This is a genomic window from Bacillus sp. FAU18 (assembly GCF_056033885.1).
On sequence record NZ_JBVYHZ010000004.1, the window covers coordinates 1,174,698 to 1,191,076 of the forward strand.

Consider the following 16,379-nt stretch of genomic DNA (forward strand, 5'->3'; position numbering starts at 1 on the left):
GTGTATATTTATTTTCTGATCCGTTTCAAGACAAAATACGCACAGCCGAAATTGCAGTATTCGTAAATATATTCATCTAATGTGCTGATTTTCGTTTCGAAGGTTGCCTTTTGATTCTGGTCGTCAAAGAAGCCCTTGAGCCTTAACTGACCGTATCCCCAGTCTCCCACAATATAATCGTATTTATTTAATATATCGGAGTAGCGGGCTTTAAAAGCCTCTTCGTTGAAGCCGTCTTTGAAATTGTGCACCAATTCAAATTCGGCATTTTGAATAAGAATCATGATCTCACCTCTTTTTCACTCATTCCTATCATAATTCATTGCCCCGTCCCCATCAATTGCTAAAGAATAAATCATGCGATTTGGCTACCCTACACATGAGGAGGGATTTATAAATGAAACGAACCGCTGTCAGCCTCTGCCTGCTAACCGGACTTTTATCCGGGTGCGGAGGCGCAGGATTGGATAATGCCCAAAATGTCCGGAATCAGACGCAGAATCAAACCAAACCCATTCATGTGTCGGACCGCAACGAGGCTTTTAACAGGCATAATGAGAACGAACAATTTGGCTATGTCCGCTATCAAAAAGAACAATTTGACGGAGACCAGCAGAAAACGCCGGTGATGAACCGGGAAGAAACCGCTCACATGATATCAAGTTTAACGGTTCAGCTCCCTCATATTCAAGATGCTGCGACATTGGTGACTGACCGAGAAGCGCTTGTCGTATACAAAACCGATTCTAAAAACCGGGAGCTGACCGCCGATCAGGTGAAAAAAACAGCGGCTTCCGTGATACCGCGATACTATCACGTGTATATTTCTGATAATCCAAACCATATGCAATCCGTCGAAAATTACAGCAATCTCGGCTCTGGTTCAAGGGATATCAGAGAGATCATGTCGGGGACGATTCAAGAAATGAAAACCTCCCCGCAAGGAAGCCCTGTCTCAGAGAATGAAAATGCCAATGGAGAAACACATCAGGACATGAAAATCGATAGGAATGACAAAAACGCCAGATGATCTGGCGTTTTGGCATTATGCTTGTGCTTGACGCTTTTTAGATGCTTCGTTTACTTGTTCATCCGCATGGTAAGAGGAACGGACAAGCGGACCGGCTTCACAATGGCTGAAGCCTTTTTGCATCGCGATTTCTTTTAATTCTGCAAATTCATCAGGATGGTAGTATTTTTGGACTTTCAAGTGTTTCTTCGTCGGCTGCAGATATTGGCCGATTGCCATAATATCCACGTTGTTCGCCAAGAGGTCGTCCATTACTTCAATAATCTCTTCTTTTGTTTCGCCAAGTCCGATCATGATACTTGATTTTGTCGGAATGTCAGGCTGCATTTCCTTCGCACGGCGCAAAAATTCCAATGAACGGTCGTACGTCGCACGCGCGCGGACTCTTGGCGTCAGGCGGCGAACCGTTTCGATATTGTGATTCAGGATGTCTGGGCGTGTATCCATTAAGGTTTTTAGGTTATCGTAGTTTCCGCCCATATCAGACGGCAGCACCTCAATTGTTGTGAACGGGCTTTTTCTGCGGATCGCACGGACCGTTTCCGCGAAAATGCCTGCCCCGCCATCTTTCTGATCGTCACGCGCAACAGCCGTAATGACCGCGTGCTTCAGATTCATAAGCGCGACTGAATCCGCTACGCGTTCCGGCTCTTGCAGGTCAAGCTCAGTTGGAAGGCCTGTTTTGACAGCACAGAAACGGCATGCTCTTGTACAAACAGAACCTAAAATCATAAATGTCGCTGTACGTCTGACCGCCCAGCATTCATGAATATTCGGACATTTTGCTTCTTCGCATACGGTATGAAGGTTGTTTTCCCGCATGAGTTTTTTGAGCCCTGTATAGTTTTCATTTGTATTTAATTTAATTTTAAGCCATTCGGGCTTTCTGAGGTGTTCGTCTTTCTTTGCCAATTCCCATCATCTCCAATATCCAATATACTCAATTTCTGACACGAAACATTCTGAAAACGAGAAAGGTGCAGGTTTTAGTTCTGCAACAAAAATAATGTTTTTCTAACTAAAGAAAGTCTTTTCTTTAGACACTTTAACATAGGAAAAATTTCTCGACAAGGGAAGATGATTACTGACATTTTTAAGCCGGGTTGCCGCAAACTATGTGTATTCAATATGAAAGGAGATTATTTTGTGAAAGTTTTGTTATCCGCTCTTCTTCTCCTTTTGTTTGCATTTGAGCCTTCTGCGTCTGGAACAAAGCTTTCAGATCCAGTGCTGTCGAAACGGATGGAATTATATCATAAAATCGAAGCTGTGACGCAGATCCCTTGGTATGCGCTCGCCGCTGTTGATCAGTACGAAGAAAACGTGCGGAGCAACCGGAAAGATCTGCCTGACAAGGCGGGAATCATCAGCATCTATATACCCGATGACATCTGGAGCGGGCCTGAAAACCCGAATCCGAAAGATGATGCGCCGTTAAGCATTAAAGTGTTTGACGGAATCGGAATGGATGGCGATGGAGACGGGAAAGCCGAGGTCAGCAACGATGAAGATATTTTGTATACGTTCAGCCAATACTTACTGTCGTATGGCACAGATGAAGACAACATCCGGATCGGGCTTTGGAATTATTACCGGCGTGATCAGACAGTGGGGATCATATCTGAATTCATGAAGCTGTTTAAAGCCTACGGCCATATTGATCTGGGCGAGCATGCATTCCCGCTTCCGATCAGAACCGATTACAGCTATCGAAGCACGTGGGGAGATGCCCGCGGCTTCGGAGGAAGGCGGATTCATGAAGGTACGGATATCTTTGCCCATTACGGCCTTCCTGTCAAATCCACATGTTACGGTGTAGTTGAAATGAAGGGCTGGAACCGCTTCGGAGGATGGAGAATCGGCATCAGGGACATTAACAATACGTATCATTATTTTGCCCATCTCAATGGGTTTGCCAAAGGGATTAAAACAGGACAAATCGTTGAGCCTGGCCAAGTGATCGGATCAGTCGGCAGCTCCGGATACGGCCCGCCGGGAACCGCCGGGAAGTTCCCGCCGCATCTGCACTATGGCATGTACAAAGATAACGGAAGAACCGAATGGTCATTTGATCCATACCCGCATTTGAGGGCGTGGGAGCGATATGAATACCAAAAAAAGAAGTAACAAAAAGCCGCCTCTTCGACAGGCGGCTTATTTGCTGCTTTTTTCTTTTTTTGAATCAGCACCGTCTTCTTCTTTGCTGCTCGGGAGCTGGACAGAAGGCGTGACACCCGAGCCGCCGCTTCCATTATAAAACTGCGGCACTTCGCCCTGCACTGCTTTAATCGATACAGGAACATTATTTGTGACGACAGCGGTTTTGCTGGCAAATGGAATGATGACCTTCACTTTAATTTCGACAAAGATGCTGATATCAATAAGTGCGTTATTTATGCCATACGGCTTGATTTTAGTTTTGACATCTGTAAAAGCGTCACCGATTAAATTGAACCGGACCGGGATTTTCGGCCCGAGGTTTCCAAGAAGACTGTTGCCGGTTACCTGTCCCAGCGGAATGTTGATCATAATGTTTTCACTGGCGCCGCTGTGTCCAGTATGGGTTTCCATCTCTTTCAAATGAGCCTGAAGCTGCTTTGTCACTTTTGTTTTCACACTGTTTACAACCTGTGTATTAAAATCGATTGTCGTTAAGTTTCCGTTTTCATCAGAATTCATTTGAAACATATCTTTCATATTTTCACTGTCAGACATATAGTCCTCAATCGAATCCTGGATCACCTCTGTCGCTATACGCTTCGTTTCCATCTCGCCGATGTCCATTAAAATAGGTTTGATCGAGCCATTGATCATCCAAAGGCTGACCGTTGTTGACAGGATAAAAAAGACAACTGACAGGAGCATCACGTAACGGAAAGGCAAAGGTCCTCTCTTGCGAAAAGGGCCGCGATATCTTGGCAAGAAAATCCCCCCTTACATATCACAATGTATGCTTATAAGAGGGGACATAGTAATAGCCGGGGCCAATTTATTTTATTTCACCATTTTTAAAAGCGCTTCTCTGCCGCTCATGCCGACTTTGATGCCAAGATCTTCTGCGGCGTACGTGATGGATTCTAAAGGTGCGTCTAACAGCTGGTCAATGGTGCGGACACCAACTGCGCGACCCGCCACAATGCCGCGCTCCTTTAATTTTTCATTCAGCAGCGCCACATCTAGCGCGCCGCACATAATGTATCCGTGATCATTGGTGACGGCCATAAAATTCGTTTTTGGAAGTTTCACTGTCACAGCTGTAAAAGGCTGTCCTTCTATCATGATCGGTGTCAGATTTACCACGTCAACCACTCCCTTCATTCATCACTTTATGATGAAGGGCACAGCTTGTTGTGGGCTGACTTCCTTATTGCGCAAGCTTCCAAGCAAGCAGATCCCGCAAAAATTCAGGCATAAAATATTCTTTTTCTGCAGCGTCGCGAATCAACGGAAACAGTTTGCCGAGCGTAAACATATCAAGCACCGCAACGGAGTATTGTTTATGTTTTTCAATATCTTCCCCGTTCAGTGTGATTCGGGTGACGTGGGTGATCCCGTCATCGAGCCGTTTCGTTTCTACCTCAACGCCGGCATACACCATTTTCCCCATCACTTCTCCGCGGAAGCCAAGTCCTTTGATCCGGAGCTGCTCCATTTGTTCGGAAGCGGCATGGACAATGGTTTCCTTCAGTTCTTCTCCCGTCAGGCGGACAGCCACCGGGTTGATCGGATGCGGACAGATACGGTGCAGATCCAGCTTTGTCACAGGACCTGCTTTTAGCGGACCGAGAATGACACCTGAATTGACCATACTGATGTCCGTCTCGCACCATTCCTTTAAGGCGTATGCCAAAAGCAAAGGCAGCTCTGATTCTTCAAACCACTTCACCTCAGCATCTTGTGCAAGCTCTGCAACGGCATCGGACAGCTTCGCCTCGGCTTCACGTTCTTTTTCATTGAGAAACGCTTTTGTTTCTGCGGATTCTCCTGTCCATTCCGCCATGTTCTGCACAGAAGCCGTTTTGCTGATGATGCTTCGCTGTACGCTGTCCACCGTGATTTCTACACAGCCGACATAATGCCCGTATTTCTCGGCGCTGGCCAGCAGTACCCCATTAACCACTTGTCCATCTTCAAGCAAATGATGGGTATGTGATTCGAGGATTACATCAATCTCAGGTACCGCTTCAGCCACTGCTTGATCATCAAGAATGCCTAAATGTGACAGCAGAACGATAATATCAGCCTGCCCTTTCACTTCCTGAATGGTTTCCTTTATGCTTTCAAGGGCATCCGTTACTGTCCATCCCAGCTTGTCATAAACAGGATAATACGGCACAGTTACACCTAAGAAAGCAATGGACATACCGTTTTTCAATGATTTGATATGGTAAGGCACCGCCCAGGACGGACGGTTTCCATTTTTATCAAACAGGTTAGAGACGATGACAGGAAATTCAGCATGATCATATAAGGCAGCAAGCTCTTCATGCGGAAGCGTAATCCCTTCGTTATTGCCGATCGCCGCTCCATCAATGTGAAGGCGGTTTAAGAGATCGACATTCGCTTTTCCGAATGTCGCCTCTGTCACGAATTGAAAACGATCAAGATGATCGCCAATATCAAAAACGAGCGTCTCTTCGCCGTATGACTGATGCTCTTTTCTTTTCTGCTCGATATAATCTACAATTTTCGGCCAGTTTTCAAAATGGCTGTGCAAATCATTTGTATGATATAAGCGGAGCTTCTCCTTCATAATATCTCTCCCTAATCGTTCAGCTGAAAATGCCTTCATAAATGAGCTGGCAGCCGATCAAAATCAATACGATCCGCATGATCATAACGATCGTTTTCGTCTGCATTTTTCTGTTGATGGCGGCGCCAAGCTTTCCGCCGAACCAAGCGCCGGGCACAAGCGCGAGGGCGTAAAGCCAATTGACGTGCCCGGAAATCATATGTGAAACAGACCCTGTCATAGAAGACAGGAAAATAATAAACATGGACGTTGCCACCGCAACCTTCGGCGGAAACAGAAATAACAGCATCATCGCCGGAACCATCAGTGATCCGCCGCCTATACCGAAAAGTCCGCCTAAAAAACCGACAACAAAGGCAATGGCAATACCGACAGAGGCCTGATATGAGTACGTATAAGGCTCACCGGCATCATCCTGAAATGTCCGGATAATTCCTTTGTGCGCTTTATTGACCGGCCGGGCTTTCGCTTTCAGCATTAAGGATAATGAAATCAGAATCATAAAAATGCCAAACCAAACGGAAAACGAGTTTGAATTGAACAGCTTTGACACGTAAGCCCCGATCATGCTGCCGGGACCCGAACCGATAAAGAAAATGAGCCCGCTCTTATAATCAACGGTTTTATATTTAATATAAGCCAAAGTTGAAGAAAGGCCCGTAAAAATAATGACCAAAAGCGAAGTTCCAATCGCAACCTGCGGCGTCACATCCTGAAACAGCTGCGTCACTGTGCTTAAAAACATCAGAGACGGCACAATGACAATTCCGCCGCCAAGCCCGATCAGACTTCCTACCGTACCTGCGATTAATCCCAGTACGACCAAAATCACAAACGACATCAATAAAAACCTCTTTTCTAAAATAAATCGAGCTGTCTCGGAGCAAGTCCGCTGTACTCGATATCAAGCAGTTCAAGCATCTGCTTGCCATTATCCGCGGCGTCACCGCCGGAATTGTTGTTGAACAGGACAAAAACATCCTTACATTGCTGCTGCAATTCATTCAGGTGCTTTTTCCAATCCTCCAGCTCCTGTTGGTTGTAGCGGTATAAGTACCTGACCTCCCGCCAGTTTTTCCCGCCATCAGGCTTCATCCAGCCCTGCTTGTTGCGTCCGTGAAACCTGACGAGCGTTTTGTTTTCATCGGTGGCGCGCAACACAGTCGGAACGCTGCCTTCTCCGATTTGCGGTTCATCACAGACACTGTGAATCCAGCCTTCCGCTTTCATAAATGAAAGCGTCTGCTCATAAAATGGCGGCGAGAACCAGGAACGGTTTCTGAATTCAAGCGCACAAGGAATATCTCCCATTTGGTGCTTGCACCATCTCAAATAGGCGACATTCTCCTTCTTGCAGTCAAACCACGGCGGAAATTGAAACAGCACCATGGCGAGCTTATTGCTATGTAAATATGGCGTTAAAGACACCTTAAACGCATCAAACATCTCCTCTTTTGAGTCAAAGGGAATTTCGCCGCGCTGATGCCCTGTCATGCCTTGATATGCTTTCACGATAAATTGGAAGGTTTCGGGCGTTTCCTTCACCCACTTTTCATTATTGCGCGCCGGCTGAATCGCGTAAAAGCTCGCGTCTAATTCCACGATCGGAAAATGGGAGGAATAGGCCTGCAATTTTTTCTGGCTGGCCGTTTTCGGCGGATAGATGCTGTCATGATCCCCCCACCCCGTCAGTCCGATATAAATCACACTCATTCACCTCTCTTCCAGTTTATCACACGTGTTTTCAGGTTTCCTCGGAAATGCTGTACATATGGCGGGAAAATGCAGAACGAAGATGCTGATATTGTTCCTCATTCGTATCTAAAAACGCCTCTTCTCTTGAGGAAGGAATATGCTGATATTCAATAGGCGCCTGAAACTGCTCACTCGTAAAATCGTACATCACACCCATGATGCTGTTATAAAAATGCCAGCTCTCACCGACTTTTGTTTTGAAAATCGTGCCGCCGAAATGGTCTTGAATCACCAATGCCGTCACGCCGCATTGGCCGCATGCCGGGCATTCTTCCGTCCATTTAGAGCTCGTATGGCGCGACCAAGATTGCTTAAGTATGTATTTAACATGTTCCATTGCCTCCGCCTCCTTTTAAAAAAGATACCACGTTGATGAGATTTTAAAAACTAGAACGGAGGAAATCAAAAAACCCGGCGGTAAAATCCGCCGGGCTTACGAAGGAACGACCAGAGCTCCGTCAATTTCAGTGACTTTTTCCCCGTCATTGTACACGCACCGGCCTTTGCTGTAAGTGGCCGAAATGCTGCAGGGAAATGTATGTCCTTCGTAAATGCTTTTTTTATGCTTTGCAAACATCGATTCTCTTGTAACAGTGTACGGCTCCATGCTGACGAGCACGAAATCTGCATCACACCCCGCCTCAAGCCGCCCTTTTTTCTGAAGGCCGAATCGTTTTGCAGGGGCCGCCGCTGTCCATTCTGCGATGGTTTCAAACGGAATCTGATGCTCAAGCGCCAGTTCCAGCATTCCTAATAAAGTGAACTGCCCGCCGCTGATTCCGCCCCATGATAAAAACATGTTATCCTCCCGTTTCAAGGATGGACGGCAGGGGGAATGGTCTGAGGAAACCATGTCAATATCCCCGGCAATGAGCGTCTCGATCAGCGTCTCTTTTGATTGCCGTGACCGGAGCGGAGGCGCGCATTTTGCGACAGAGCCCCTTTGCCGTAAATCGTCATGGCTGAACAAGACATAATGCGGGCATGTTTCAACCGAAACATCAAGACCTTCCTGTTTCGCCTCTCTGATCAGCCGGACCGCTTTCGCCGTGCTGATATGGACAAAATGAACCGGACAGCCTGTCACCTTCGCATACTGAATCGTGCGATACACCGCTTCAACTTCTGCTTCCTCCGGGCGGGAGGCGGCGTACGCATCCGCATCCACCTTTCCTTTATTGGCCAAAACCATCTGCAAGTAGCTTGTGATCGCGTCGCTTTCCGCGTGGAGAGCGAGGATTTTTCCTGCAGCCGCGATTTCTGCCATGCCTTTGAGCAATGTCCGTTCATCAACAGAGCGGAACTCATCAGTGCCTGACTTTGATAAAAACGCTTTAAACCCGATCGCTCCCGCTTCAGCCATCGGACGGATGTCCTCGATATGGCCTGGCACAAGGCCGCCCCATAGCGCAAAATCCACGGCAGATTTTTGCCTGCCTAGCTCAGCTTTTGCGAGAAGATGCTCTGCCGTCACGGTTGATGGAATACAGTTGAGCGGCATATCAAAATAGGTGGTGCAACCGCCTGCGGCCATCATTTGAGAACCTGTTTCAAACCCCTCCCAATCCTCCCTGCCTGGTTCATTAAAATGAACATGGCAGTCTATCACACCAGGAAACACGTATTTCCCGTCTGCCTGGATGATTTCCGTCCCGCTTGCTTCAATGTCAGAACCTATCTCGGCAATGACACCGTTTTGAACTGCAATCTCAGCTTCTATAACGCCATCTGGCGTAACTGCCTTCGCACCTTTTATCACCATATCGTAAGCCATATTGATCCCCCCATGTCAGGATGACGATTTTTCATGTCAGTTTATGTAACACAACCAGTTCTATTTTCAACAGTTTACTGCTACTATGATCGTATTACATCAGCAAAACCGCTAGAATTCCTATTGAAAATTATTCACCTTAACCAATGTTTTTATAGAAAAGGAGAATGCGCTATGAATATTTTTGATGTGATGAAAATACCGGCTTTTGAAAACGCCAATTTAATCGCTGGAAAAGCAGGAGGGGAAAGAGAGGTTCAGCATGTCAATATGATGGACGCTCCGGATATCGCAGACTTTTTGCATAAGAATGAATTGCTCGTCACCACCGCCTATCACCTGAAGGATCACCCGCATCAATTATCTGAACTGATTCGGCAAATGGCAAAACGCGGCTGCGCGGGCCTCGGCATTAAAACAAAGCGCTATCTGGAAGATATCCCGAAGGAAATCATCGAACTGGCCGATTCATATGCGTTTCCGATCATTGAACTTCCAGAACACATCCGCCTCGGCGATATTGTAAATGCCACACTCAGCCACATTCTCGATATGCGTTCTAACGAGCTGCAGCAAGCCATTTACGCGCACAAAAAATTCACAAACCACATTATGAGCGGCAAGGGGCTGCAATCCCTCCTTAAAAAGGTGTCAGACCTCCTTCAGCTTCCCGTGCTGCTGCTTGACCAGCATGCCAAAATGCTGTCTGCGTCTCATCAGATTTCAGTTGAGACCGAAAAGCTGAAAGGCACCCTGAATACCGTATCCGGGCCATTTTTCACTTGTTTCTCTACAATCTCAGATCAGAAAACATATTCTGTCCTGCCTATTTATAATCACGAAAAAAACTGCGGCTACCTGCTGATACCGGACATGGTGCAGGCAGGCGACAAAGGATTGATCCTCACGATTGAACAAGCGGCCAACGTCATTTCCTTTGAACTGCTGAAGGAAAATGCGCTGAAGCAGTTCAGCCGGCGGGCCCGCAATGAGTTTTTCAACAATTTTATTGAGCGGTCCTTTTCTTCAGATGACGAAATCAAAAACCGGGCGAAAGAATTCAAGCTGCGCTGGGATCAAAAATACATGTGCATTGCCGGCAAACTCGATCGGAATGATGAATCAATCAGTTTTACAGAAAATCAGCTCGCTTCCGACAGCGTATTCGAATTTCTTGAAGGTGAACTATCAGCCTTCCCGTTTCCGCCTCACTTCTTTATGAAAGGAAATGTCGGCATTATTCTAATCGAGGCGACAGACAGCTGGAGTGAAATGCACGCCTCGGTGATCAGCTTTTTAGAACAGTTTCAAACACAGGTCAGCGCTCAATTTAAACGAACCGTGTCCTTTGGCATCAGCAATATATGCCAAAAGCTCATTGATGTTCCCGACGCTTTCACAGAAGCTTCTGATGCTCTGCAATCGGGGCATTTGTCAAGAAGCACCGCATTTATCCAGGTGTATCACGCCAAAGATGTGCCTGAGCTTCTGCGCTTGCTCCCGGTTGAGGATTTGAAGAAATTTTACAACTCCACGCTTCAGAGCCTCGCTGAAAAACAGCAGGAGGATCAAAGCCTGCTTCATACGCTTTCCGTCTATTTAGAGACACACTGCCAAATTTCAGAGACGGCAAAGCGTCTGTACGTTCATCGCAATACGGTCATATACCGCCTTGAAAAATGCGAAGAGCTTCTGGGTAAAAGCTTAAAAGATCCTGAAACAACGATGCGTTTGCGGCTTGCCTTACGTATGCAGCGGCTGATCAGCTAATGTTTGTTACATTTTCTTACAAAACGAATCATTTTTCGTCACTTTCAGCAATCACACCTGTCTTTTTCAGCTACTGTATCCAATGACACCCCTCGATCGGCACGATATCATGTTACTAAAGTTCACATACAGGGAGGGACTATAGTGAAAAAAAGATCGTTTAAGGTGTTTACGCTTAGCCTGCAGCATGTGCTCGCCATGTATGCAGGTGCGATTTTGGTGCCCCTGCTTGTCGGCAGGGCGCTGAATGTAACAACTGAACAGCTGTCCTACCTATTGGCGATTGACCTGTTAACGTGCGGGGTCGCGACGCTTTTGCAAACCTTGCGCGGAGCATACATCGGCATCGGGCTTCCCGTCATGCTTGGCAGTTCATTTGTGGCCGTCACACCGATGATTGCAATCGGCAGCAATTACGGCATTCACGCGATTTACGGTTCCATCATCGCGGCCGGTGTATTCATCTTTTTATTTGCGCGTTTTTTCGGCAAGCTGACTGTGTTATTTCCTCCTGTCGTAACAGGTACCGTTGTGACCTTGATCGGCCTTTCACTTGTTCCGACAGGTGTGAAAAATATGGCTGGCGGCGAAAAAATAAACGGCAGCCCCAACCCCGAATACGGTTCACTCGAAAACCTTCTTCTTTCTGTCGGTGTTCTTGTTCTGATTTTAGTCCTCAACCGCTTTCTCAAAGGATTTGCCCGAACACTGTCCGTTCTGATCGGCATCGCCGCCGGAACAGCGGCAGCAGCGATCATGGGCAAAGTCAGCTTTTCTTCTGTTACAGAAGCACCGTTCTTCCAAATCCCGAAGCCTTTTTACTTCGGAGCCCCTACGTTTGAAATCGGTCCGATCTTAACGATGCTGATCGTCGGAATCGTCATAATTGTGGAATCAACCGGCGTTTTTTACGCAATCGGAAAGATATGCGGCAGATCTTTAACTGAAAAAGACCTCGTCAAAGGCTATCGAGCGGAGGGAATCGCCATTCTCATCGGCGGGCTGTTCAATGCCTTTCCTTATAATACCTTTGCGCAAAACGCCGGCTTATTGCAGCTGACCAAAGTGAAAACAAGAAACATCGTCGTTACCGCAGGCTGTATCCTTGTCTGTCTCGGACTGATTCCGAAGATTGCCGCCCTTGCTTCTGCCGTTCCTGCTGCTGTACTTGGCGGCGCGACCGTCGTCATGTTCGGCATGGTGATTGCCTCCGGCGTCAAAATGCTCAGCGCAGCGGATCTCAAAAATCAATACCACCTCCTGACCATCGCATGCTCAATTGCACTCGGCATCGGCGCCAGCACGGTCCCCGGGATTTTTGCTGAATTCCCCGCTCCGATCCGGATTCTGGTCAGTGACGGCACCATCACCGGAAGCCTAACCGCCATCTTTTTGAATCTATTTTTCAGCTTGCGCGACAAAAAAGAATTAACAGCACAGCAAACAGAACTTCCGGTATTAGAACATACACTCGCATTAGAAAAAGAGGTGTAAAAAAGATGAAGGAACAGCACAATGCCTTACAGCTGATGATGCTGGGGCTTCAGCACATGCTTGCCATGTATGCGGGAGCCATTCTCGTTCCGCTGATCGTCGGAGCGGCGATCGGGCTGAATGCGGGACAGCTGACGTATTTAATCGCGATTGATTTGTTTATGTGCGGGGCGGCAACTCTTTTGCAGCTCTGGAGAAACCGATATTTCGGCATCGGCCTTCCCGTTGTGCTCGGATGCACGTTTACCGCAGTCGGCCCGATGATTTCCATCGGCAGTACTTACGGTGTCCCAGCGATATACGGTGCCATTATCGCCGCAGGACTGATTGTCGTCTTAGCCGCGGGCTTTTTCGGGAAGCTTGTCCGTTTTTTTCCGCCTGTTGTAACCGGATCAGTCGTCATGATCATCGGCATCAGCCTGATTCCAACGGCAATGAATAACCTGGCCGGAGGTGAAGGAAGCAAAGAATTCGGCTCACTGGACAATGTGCTCCTCGGGTTTGGCGTCACAGCTTTTATCTTATTGCTGTTTTATTTCTTTAAAGGCTTTATCCGCTCTATAGCGATTTTACTCGGTCTTATCGCAGGAACAGCGGCTGCATATTTCATGGGAAAGGTCGATTTTTCTGAGGTCTTGGAGGCGTCTTGGCTTCATGTTCCGTCTCTGTTTTATTTCGGACCGCCAACCTTTGAGCTGCCGGCTGTTGTCACGATGCTTCTCGTTGCGATTGTCAGCCTCGTTGAATCGACAGGCGTTTATTTTGCGCTTGCCGATATCACAAACCGCAGGCTGTCGGAGAAAGATCTGGAAAAGGGCTACCGGGCAGAAGGCCTTGCGATTTTGCTGGGCGGCTTATTTAACGCGTTTCCCTATACAGCTTTCTCGCAGAATGTCGGCATCGTTCAGCTCTCAAAGATGAAAAGTGTCAACGTCATCGCCATCACAGGAATCATACTGGTCGCGATCGGCCTGGTTCCAAAAGCAGCGGCCCTGACAACAGTGATCCCCACCCCAGTTCTCGGCGGCGCAATGATCGTCATGTTCGGCATGGTCATTTCGTACGGGATCAAAATGCTATCCAGCGTTGACCTTGATTCGCAAGGCAACCTGCTGATTATCGCCTCTTCCGTCAGCTTGGGGCTTGGCGCTACAACAGTTCCCGCGTTGTTTTCATCTCTTCCGGGCGCGGCCTCTGTCTTGGCAGGAAGCGGAATTGTGATCGGCAGTTTGACGGCCATTGCACTGCACGCTTTTTTTCAAACCAAACAGCCGAATGGCGCAGACATAAAAACGTAAAGGAAGATGCCAATGTTCACAATGGATGACCTGAACCAAATGGACACACAAACACTGACAGACACACTTGGCTCTATTTTTGAACACTCTTCATGGATTGCGGAGAGATCCGCAGCACTACGGCCGTTTTCGTCCCTTTCTGATCTTCACCGCAAAATGACTGGCATTGTAAAAGCCGCGGATCGCGAGACACAGCTTGATTTAATCAAAAAGCATCCCCGGCTCGGAACAAAGAAAACAATGAGCGATGACTCGGTACGAGAGCAGCAGAACGCGGGGCTCAGCAAATTAGAACAGCAGGAATACGAGGAGTTTCTCATGCTGAATGAACACTATTATGATCGCTTCGGCTTTCCTTTTATTTTAGCGGTGAAGGGAAAGACGAAACAGGACATTCACCAAGCCCTGCTGGCAAGGCTTGAGAGCGAACGAGAAACGGAGTTCCAGCAGGCCCTTATAGAAATTTACCGAATCGCCCGCTTTCGTCTGGCTGACATCATCACTGAAAAAGGAGAGACGCAAATGAAAAGAACTATGTCTTATGGCAAAGGAAATGTATTTGCATACCGAACGTTTTTAAAACCGCTCACTGGAGTGAAGCAAATCCCAGAATCATCTTTTGCCGGGAGAAGCAATACCCTTGTCGGTGTTGATGTGACATGCGAAATTGGCGGAGAAGCCTTCCTGCCATCATTTACAGACGGAGACAATACTCTCGTCGTGGCGACGGATTCAATGAAAAACTTTATCCAGCGCCATCTCGCATCCTATGAAGGAACGACAACCGAGGGGTTCCTACACTATGTAGCTCACCGATTTTTAGATACCTATTCTCATATGGACAAGATCACTCTGACTGGCGAAGACATTCCGTTTGAAGCAATGCCTGCATACGAGGAGAAAGAGCTCAGCACAAGCCGCCTCGTCTTCAGAAGATCGCGTAATGAACGAAGCCGCTCTGTGCTGAAAGCAGAACGAAGCGGGAATACCATAACGATTACAGAGCAATACAGCGAAATCATGGATCTTCAGCTCGTCAAGGTGAGCGGCAACTCCTTCGTCGGCTTCATCCGGGACGAATATACGACTCTCCCGGAAGACGGCAACCGCCCGCTGTTTGTCTATTTAAACATCAGCTGGCAATATGAAAATACCAATGACGCATACGCTTTTGATCCATCCCGCTACGTTGCGGCTGAACAAGTCCGCGACTTAGCGAGCACCGTTTTTCACGAGCTCGAAACCCCTTCAATCCAAAACTTAATCTATCATATCGGCTGCAGAATATTAGCGAGGTTCCCGCAGCTCACTGATGTCAGCTTCCAATCTCAAAATCACACGTGGGATACGGTTGTCGAAGAAATCCCGGGCTCAAAAGGAAAAGTCTACACCGAACCGCGCCCGCCATACGGTTTCCAACATTTTACCGTGACAAGAGAAGACGCCGAGAAAGAAAAACAGAAAGCCGCTGAAAAATGTCGGAGCCTGAAAGCCTGATGGGAAAACTGACAACCCATATTTTAGATTTAACCTGCGGCAAACCAGCGGCGAACGTAAAAATTGAATTGAAGCGGCTGGGCGAAAGTATTATGAAAGAGGTTTACACTAACAATGACGGCAGAGCCAATGTCCCTCTGCTGGCTGGTGAAGAGCTGGTTTCCGGAGAGTATGTGATGGAATTTCATGCAGGAGACTATTTTGCGAATAAAAACGTGAATACGGTCGACCAGCCATTTTTAACCATAGTCACCGTCCGTTTTCAGCTTTCAGATCCAGATGCACATTATCATATCCCGCTCTTGCTGTCGCCGTTTGGATATCAGGTGTATAGGGGGAGTTAAGAAGGAAGCCCGCCGGTGAGGCGGGTTTCTATTTGCACTTCAATAAACTTTTGATCCTAAGACAGTACTTGCAGTGATCCCACGCTTAGTGAAACAACAGCTTGAATAAACATTCACCAATATTTTTCAGGATAATTGCTACGAGAAAAACATCCTGTAGTCCTTTCATTTATAAATCGGGGTTTCAAACTAATAAGTCAGCTCTTAGAAGCTTCTCAAAAAAATACTTTGAAGACAATTGCTGCGGTTTTAATAGTTTTGATAATGCGTTCTCTCTTACACCTTTAGACAAAATATTCATTTTTTCTTTTTTAGACTTAAATCTATGTCGAAAATGATCGTTTGGCATATCTTATACTATCTCCACTAAAGGAGGTGACATTATGGGATTCTACAATTCTGGTGGATATAGTGGAAACTCTGGTTACTCAAACGGTTTCGGGAGCTCCTTCGCTTTGATCGTGGTGCTATTCATTTTGTTGATCATTGTTGGAGCAGCTATCTTTAATTATTAAGTTTAACTTTCCTTGCCTCCGCCGTATCCAACACCTCCCTGTCCGACAGACGCCATAAGAAGTTTTTATGGCGTCTTTGCTATGGATTCACTAATCATTTTCTAATCCAGAAGCTGTCAAGTTCTACGAGATTTATCGTGTGTTTTCCC

General features: G+C 47.0%; 17 protein-coding genes. 8 read left to right on the top strand and 9 right to left on the bottom strand.

Annotated features, from left to right (window positions below; all coding sequences use genetic code 11):
• Window positions 1–8: 8 nt before the first annotated feature.
• On the bottom strand, window positions 9–284 hold the full coding sequence (locus AC0OMU_RS17235) for a YutD family protein (RefSeq protein ID WP_003228682.1): 276 nt from the start codon (window positions 282–284) through the stop codon (window positions 9–11).
• A gap of 113 nt (window positions 285–397) precedes the next feature.
• On the opposite strand from AC0OMU_RS17235, the gene AC0OMU_RS17240 reads away from it, so the two are divergent.
• Window positions 398–1,030 carry a YhcN/YlaJ family sporulation lipoprotein gene (locus tag AC0OMU_RS17240; RefSeq protein WP_153256456.1) on the top strand — a complete coding sequence of 211 codons (633 nt, stop codon included), beginning with the start codon at window positions 398–400 and terminating at the stop codon, window positions 1,028–1,030.
• Between the two features lie 15 nt (window positions 1,031–1,045).
• Here AC0OMU_RS17240 and lipA read toward each other — a convergent pair whose 3' ends face one another.
• Window positions 1,046–1,942, bottom strand: coding sequence for a lipoyl synthase (gene lipA / locus AC0OMU_RS17245; protein WP_003222888.1), 897 nt, complete (start codon window positions 1,940–1,942; stop codon window positions 1,046–1,048).
• A gap of 234 nt (window positions 1,943–2,176) precedes the next feature.
• Between lipA and lytH the strand changes: the two genes are divergently transcribed.
• Window positions 2,177–3,157, top strand: coding sequence for an L-Ala--D-Glu endopeptidase (gene lytH, locus AC0OMU_RS17250; RefSeq protein WP_015483651.1), 981 nt, complete (start codon window positions 2,177–2,179; stop codon window positions 3,155–3,157).
• Between the two features lie 27 nt (window positions 3,158–3,184).
• On the opposite strand, the gene yunB is transcribed toward lytH, so the two are convergent.
• The 7 genes from yunB to AC0OMU_RS17285 all read right to left on the bottom strand — a co-directional run bounded on the left by yunB (window position 3,185) and on the right by AC0OMU_RS17285 (window position 9,312).
• Window positions 3,185–3,952 carry a sporulation protein YunB gene (gene yunB, locus AC0OMU_RS17255; RefSeq protein ID WP_474241363.1) on the bottom strand — a complete coding sequence of 256 codons (768 nt, stop codon included), beginning with the start codon at window positions 3,950–3,952 and terminating at the stop codon, window positions 3,185–3,187.
• Between the two features lie 72 nt (window positions 3,953–4,024).
• Entirely contained in the window at window positions 4,025–4,330 is a 306-nt protein-coding gene (locus AC0OMU_RS17260; protein ID WP_014477885.1) for a YunC family protein, read from the bottom strand.
• Window positions 4,331–4,394: 64 nt separating this feature from the next.
• Window positions 4,395–5,783: a bifunctional metallophosphatase/5'-nucleotidase gene (locus AC0OMU_RS17265; protein WP_309530115.1), complete on the bottom strand. Its 1,389-nt coding sequence runs from the start codon at window positions 5,781–5,783 to the stop codon at window positions 4,395–4,397.
• Window positions 5,784–5,802: 19 nt separating this feature from the next.
• Complete coding sequence (locus tag AC0OMU_RS17270) at window positions 5,803–6,624, bottom strand: sulfite exporter TauE/SafE family protein (RefSeq protein WP_015384560.1); 822 nt, start codon at window positions 6,622–6,624, stop codon at window positions 5,803–5,805.
• Between the two features lie 17 nt (window positions 6,625–6,641).
• Entirely contained in the window at window positions 6,642–7,490 is an 849-nt protein-coding gene (locus AC0OMU_RS17275) for a DUF72 domain-containing protein (protein WP_003243895.1), read from the bottom strand.
• Between the two features lie 37 nt (window positions 7,491–7,527).
• Window positions 7,528–7,875 carry a YunG family protein gene (locus tag AC0OMU_RS17280; RefSeq protein ID WP_015483654.1) on the bottom strand — a complete coding sequence of 116 codons (348 nt, stop codon included), beginning with the start codon at window positions 7,873–7,875 and terminating at the stop codon, window positions 7,528–7,530.
• Window positions 7,876–7,971: 96 nt separating this feature from the next.
• Window positions 7,972–9,312: an allantoinase gene (locus AC0OMU_RS17285; RefSeq protein WP_015483655.1), complete on the bottom strand. Its 1,341-nt coding sequence runs from the start codon at window positions 9,310–9,312 to the stop codon at window positions 7,972–7,974.
• A 174-nt stretch (window positions 9,313–9,486) separates the two neighbouring features.
• Here AC0OMU_RS17285 and pucR point away from each other — a divergent pair, with 174 nt between their 5' ends.
• The 6 genes from pucR to yuzJ all read left to right on the top strand — a co-directional run bounded on the left by pucR (window position 9,487) and on the right by yuzJ (window position 16,230).
• Window positions 9,487–11,082 carry a purine catabolism transcriptional regulator PucR gene (gene pucR / locus AC0OMU_RS17290; RefSeq protein WP_014477890.1) on the top strand — a complete coding sequence of 532 codons (1,596 nt, stop codon included), beginning with the start codon at window positions 9,487–9,489 and terminating at the stop codon, window positions 11,080–11,082.
• Window positions 11,083–11,226: 144 nt separating this feature from the next.
• Window positions 11,227–12,576, top strand: a complete 1,350-nt coding sequence (gene pucJ / locus AC0OMU_RS17295) for a uric acid permease PucJ (RefSeq protein ID WP_015384563.1) — start codon at window positions 11,227–11,229, stop codon at window positions 12,574–12,576.
• A gap of 5 nt (window positions 12,577–12,581) precedes the next feature.
• The gene (gene pucK, locus AC0OMU_RS17300; RefSeq protein WP_046160815.1) at window positions 12,582–13,874 is read left to right on the top strand and encodes a uric acid permease PucK; all 1,293 of its coding nucleotides are present in this window, start codon (window positions 12,582–12,584) and stop codon (window positions 13,872–13,874) included.
• 12 nt (window positions 13,875–13,886) lie between these two features.
• Window positions 13,887–15,371, top strand: coding sequence for a factor-independent urate hydroxylase (gene pucL / locus AC0OMU_RS17305; protein ID WP_474241364.1), 1,485 nt, complete (start codon window positions 13,887–13,889; stop codon window positions 15,369–15,371).
• On the top strand, window positions 15,371–15,715 hold the full coding sequence (uraH, locus tag AC0OMU_RS17310) for a hydroxyisourate hydrolase (protein ID WP_015384566.1): 345 nt from the start codon (window positions 15,371–15,373) through the stop codon (window positions 15,713–15,715). The genes pucL and uraH overlap by 1 nt, the downstream gene beginning before the upstream one ends.
• A gap of 383 nt (window positions 15,716–16,098) precedes the next feature.
• Window positions 16,099–16,230, top strand: coding sequence for a YhzE/YjcZ family sporulation protein YuzJ (gene yuzJ, locus AC0OMU_RS17315; RefSeq protein ID WP_009968115.1), 132 nt, complete (start codon window positions 16,099–16,101; stop codon window positions 16,228–16,230).
• The last annotated feature ends 149 nt before the right edge of the window (window positions 16,231–16,379 follow it).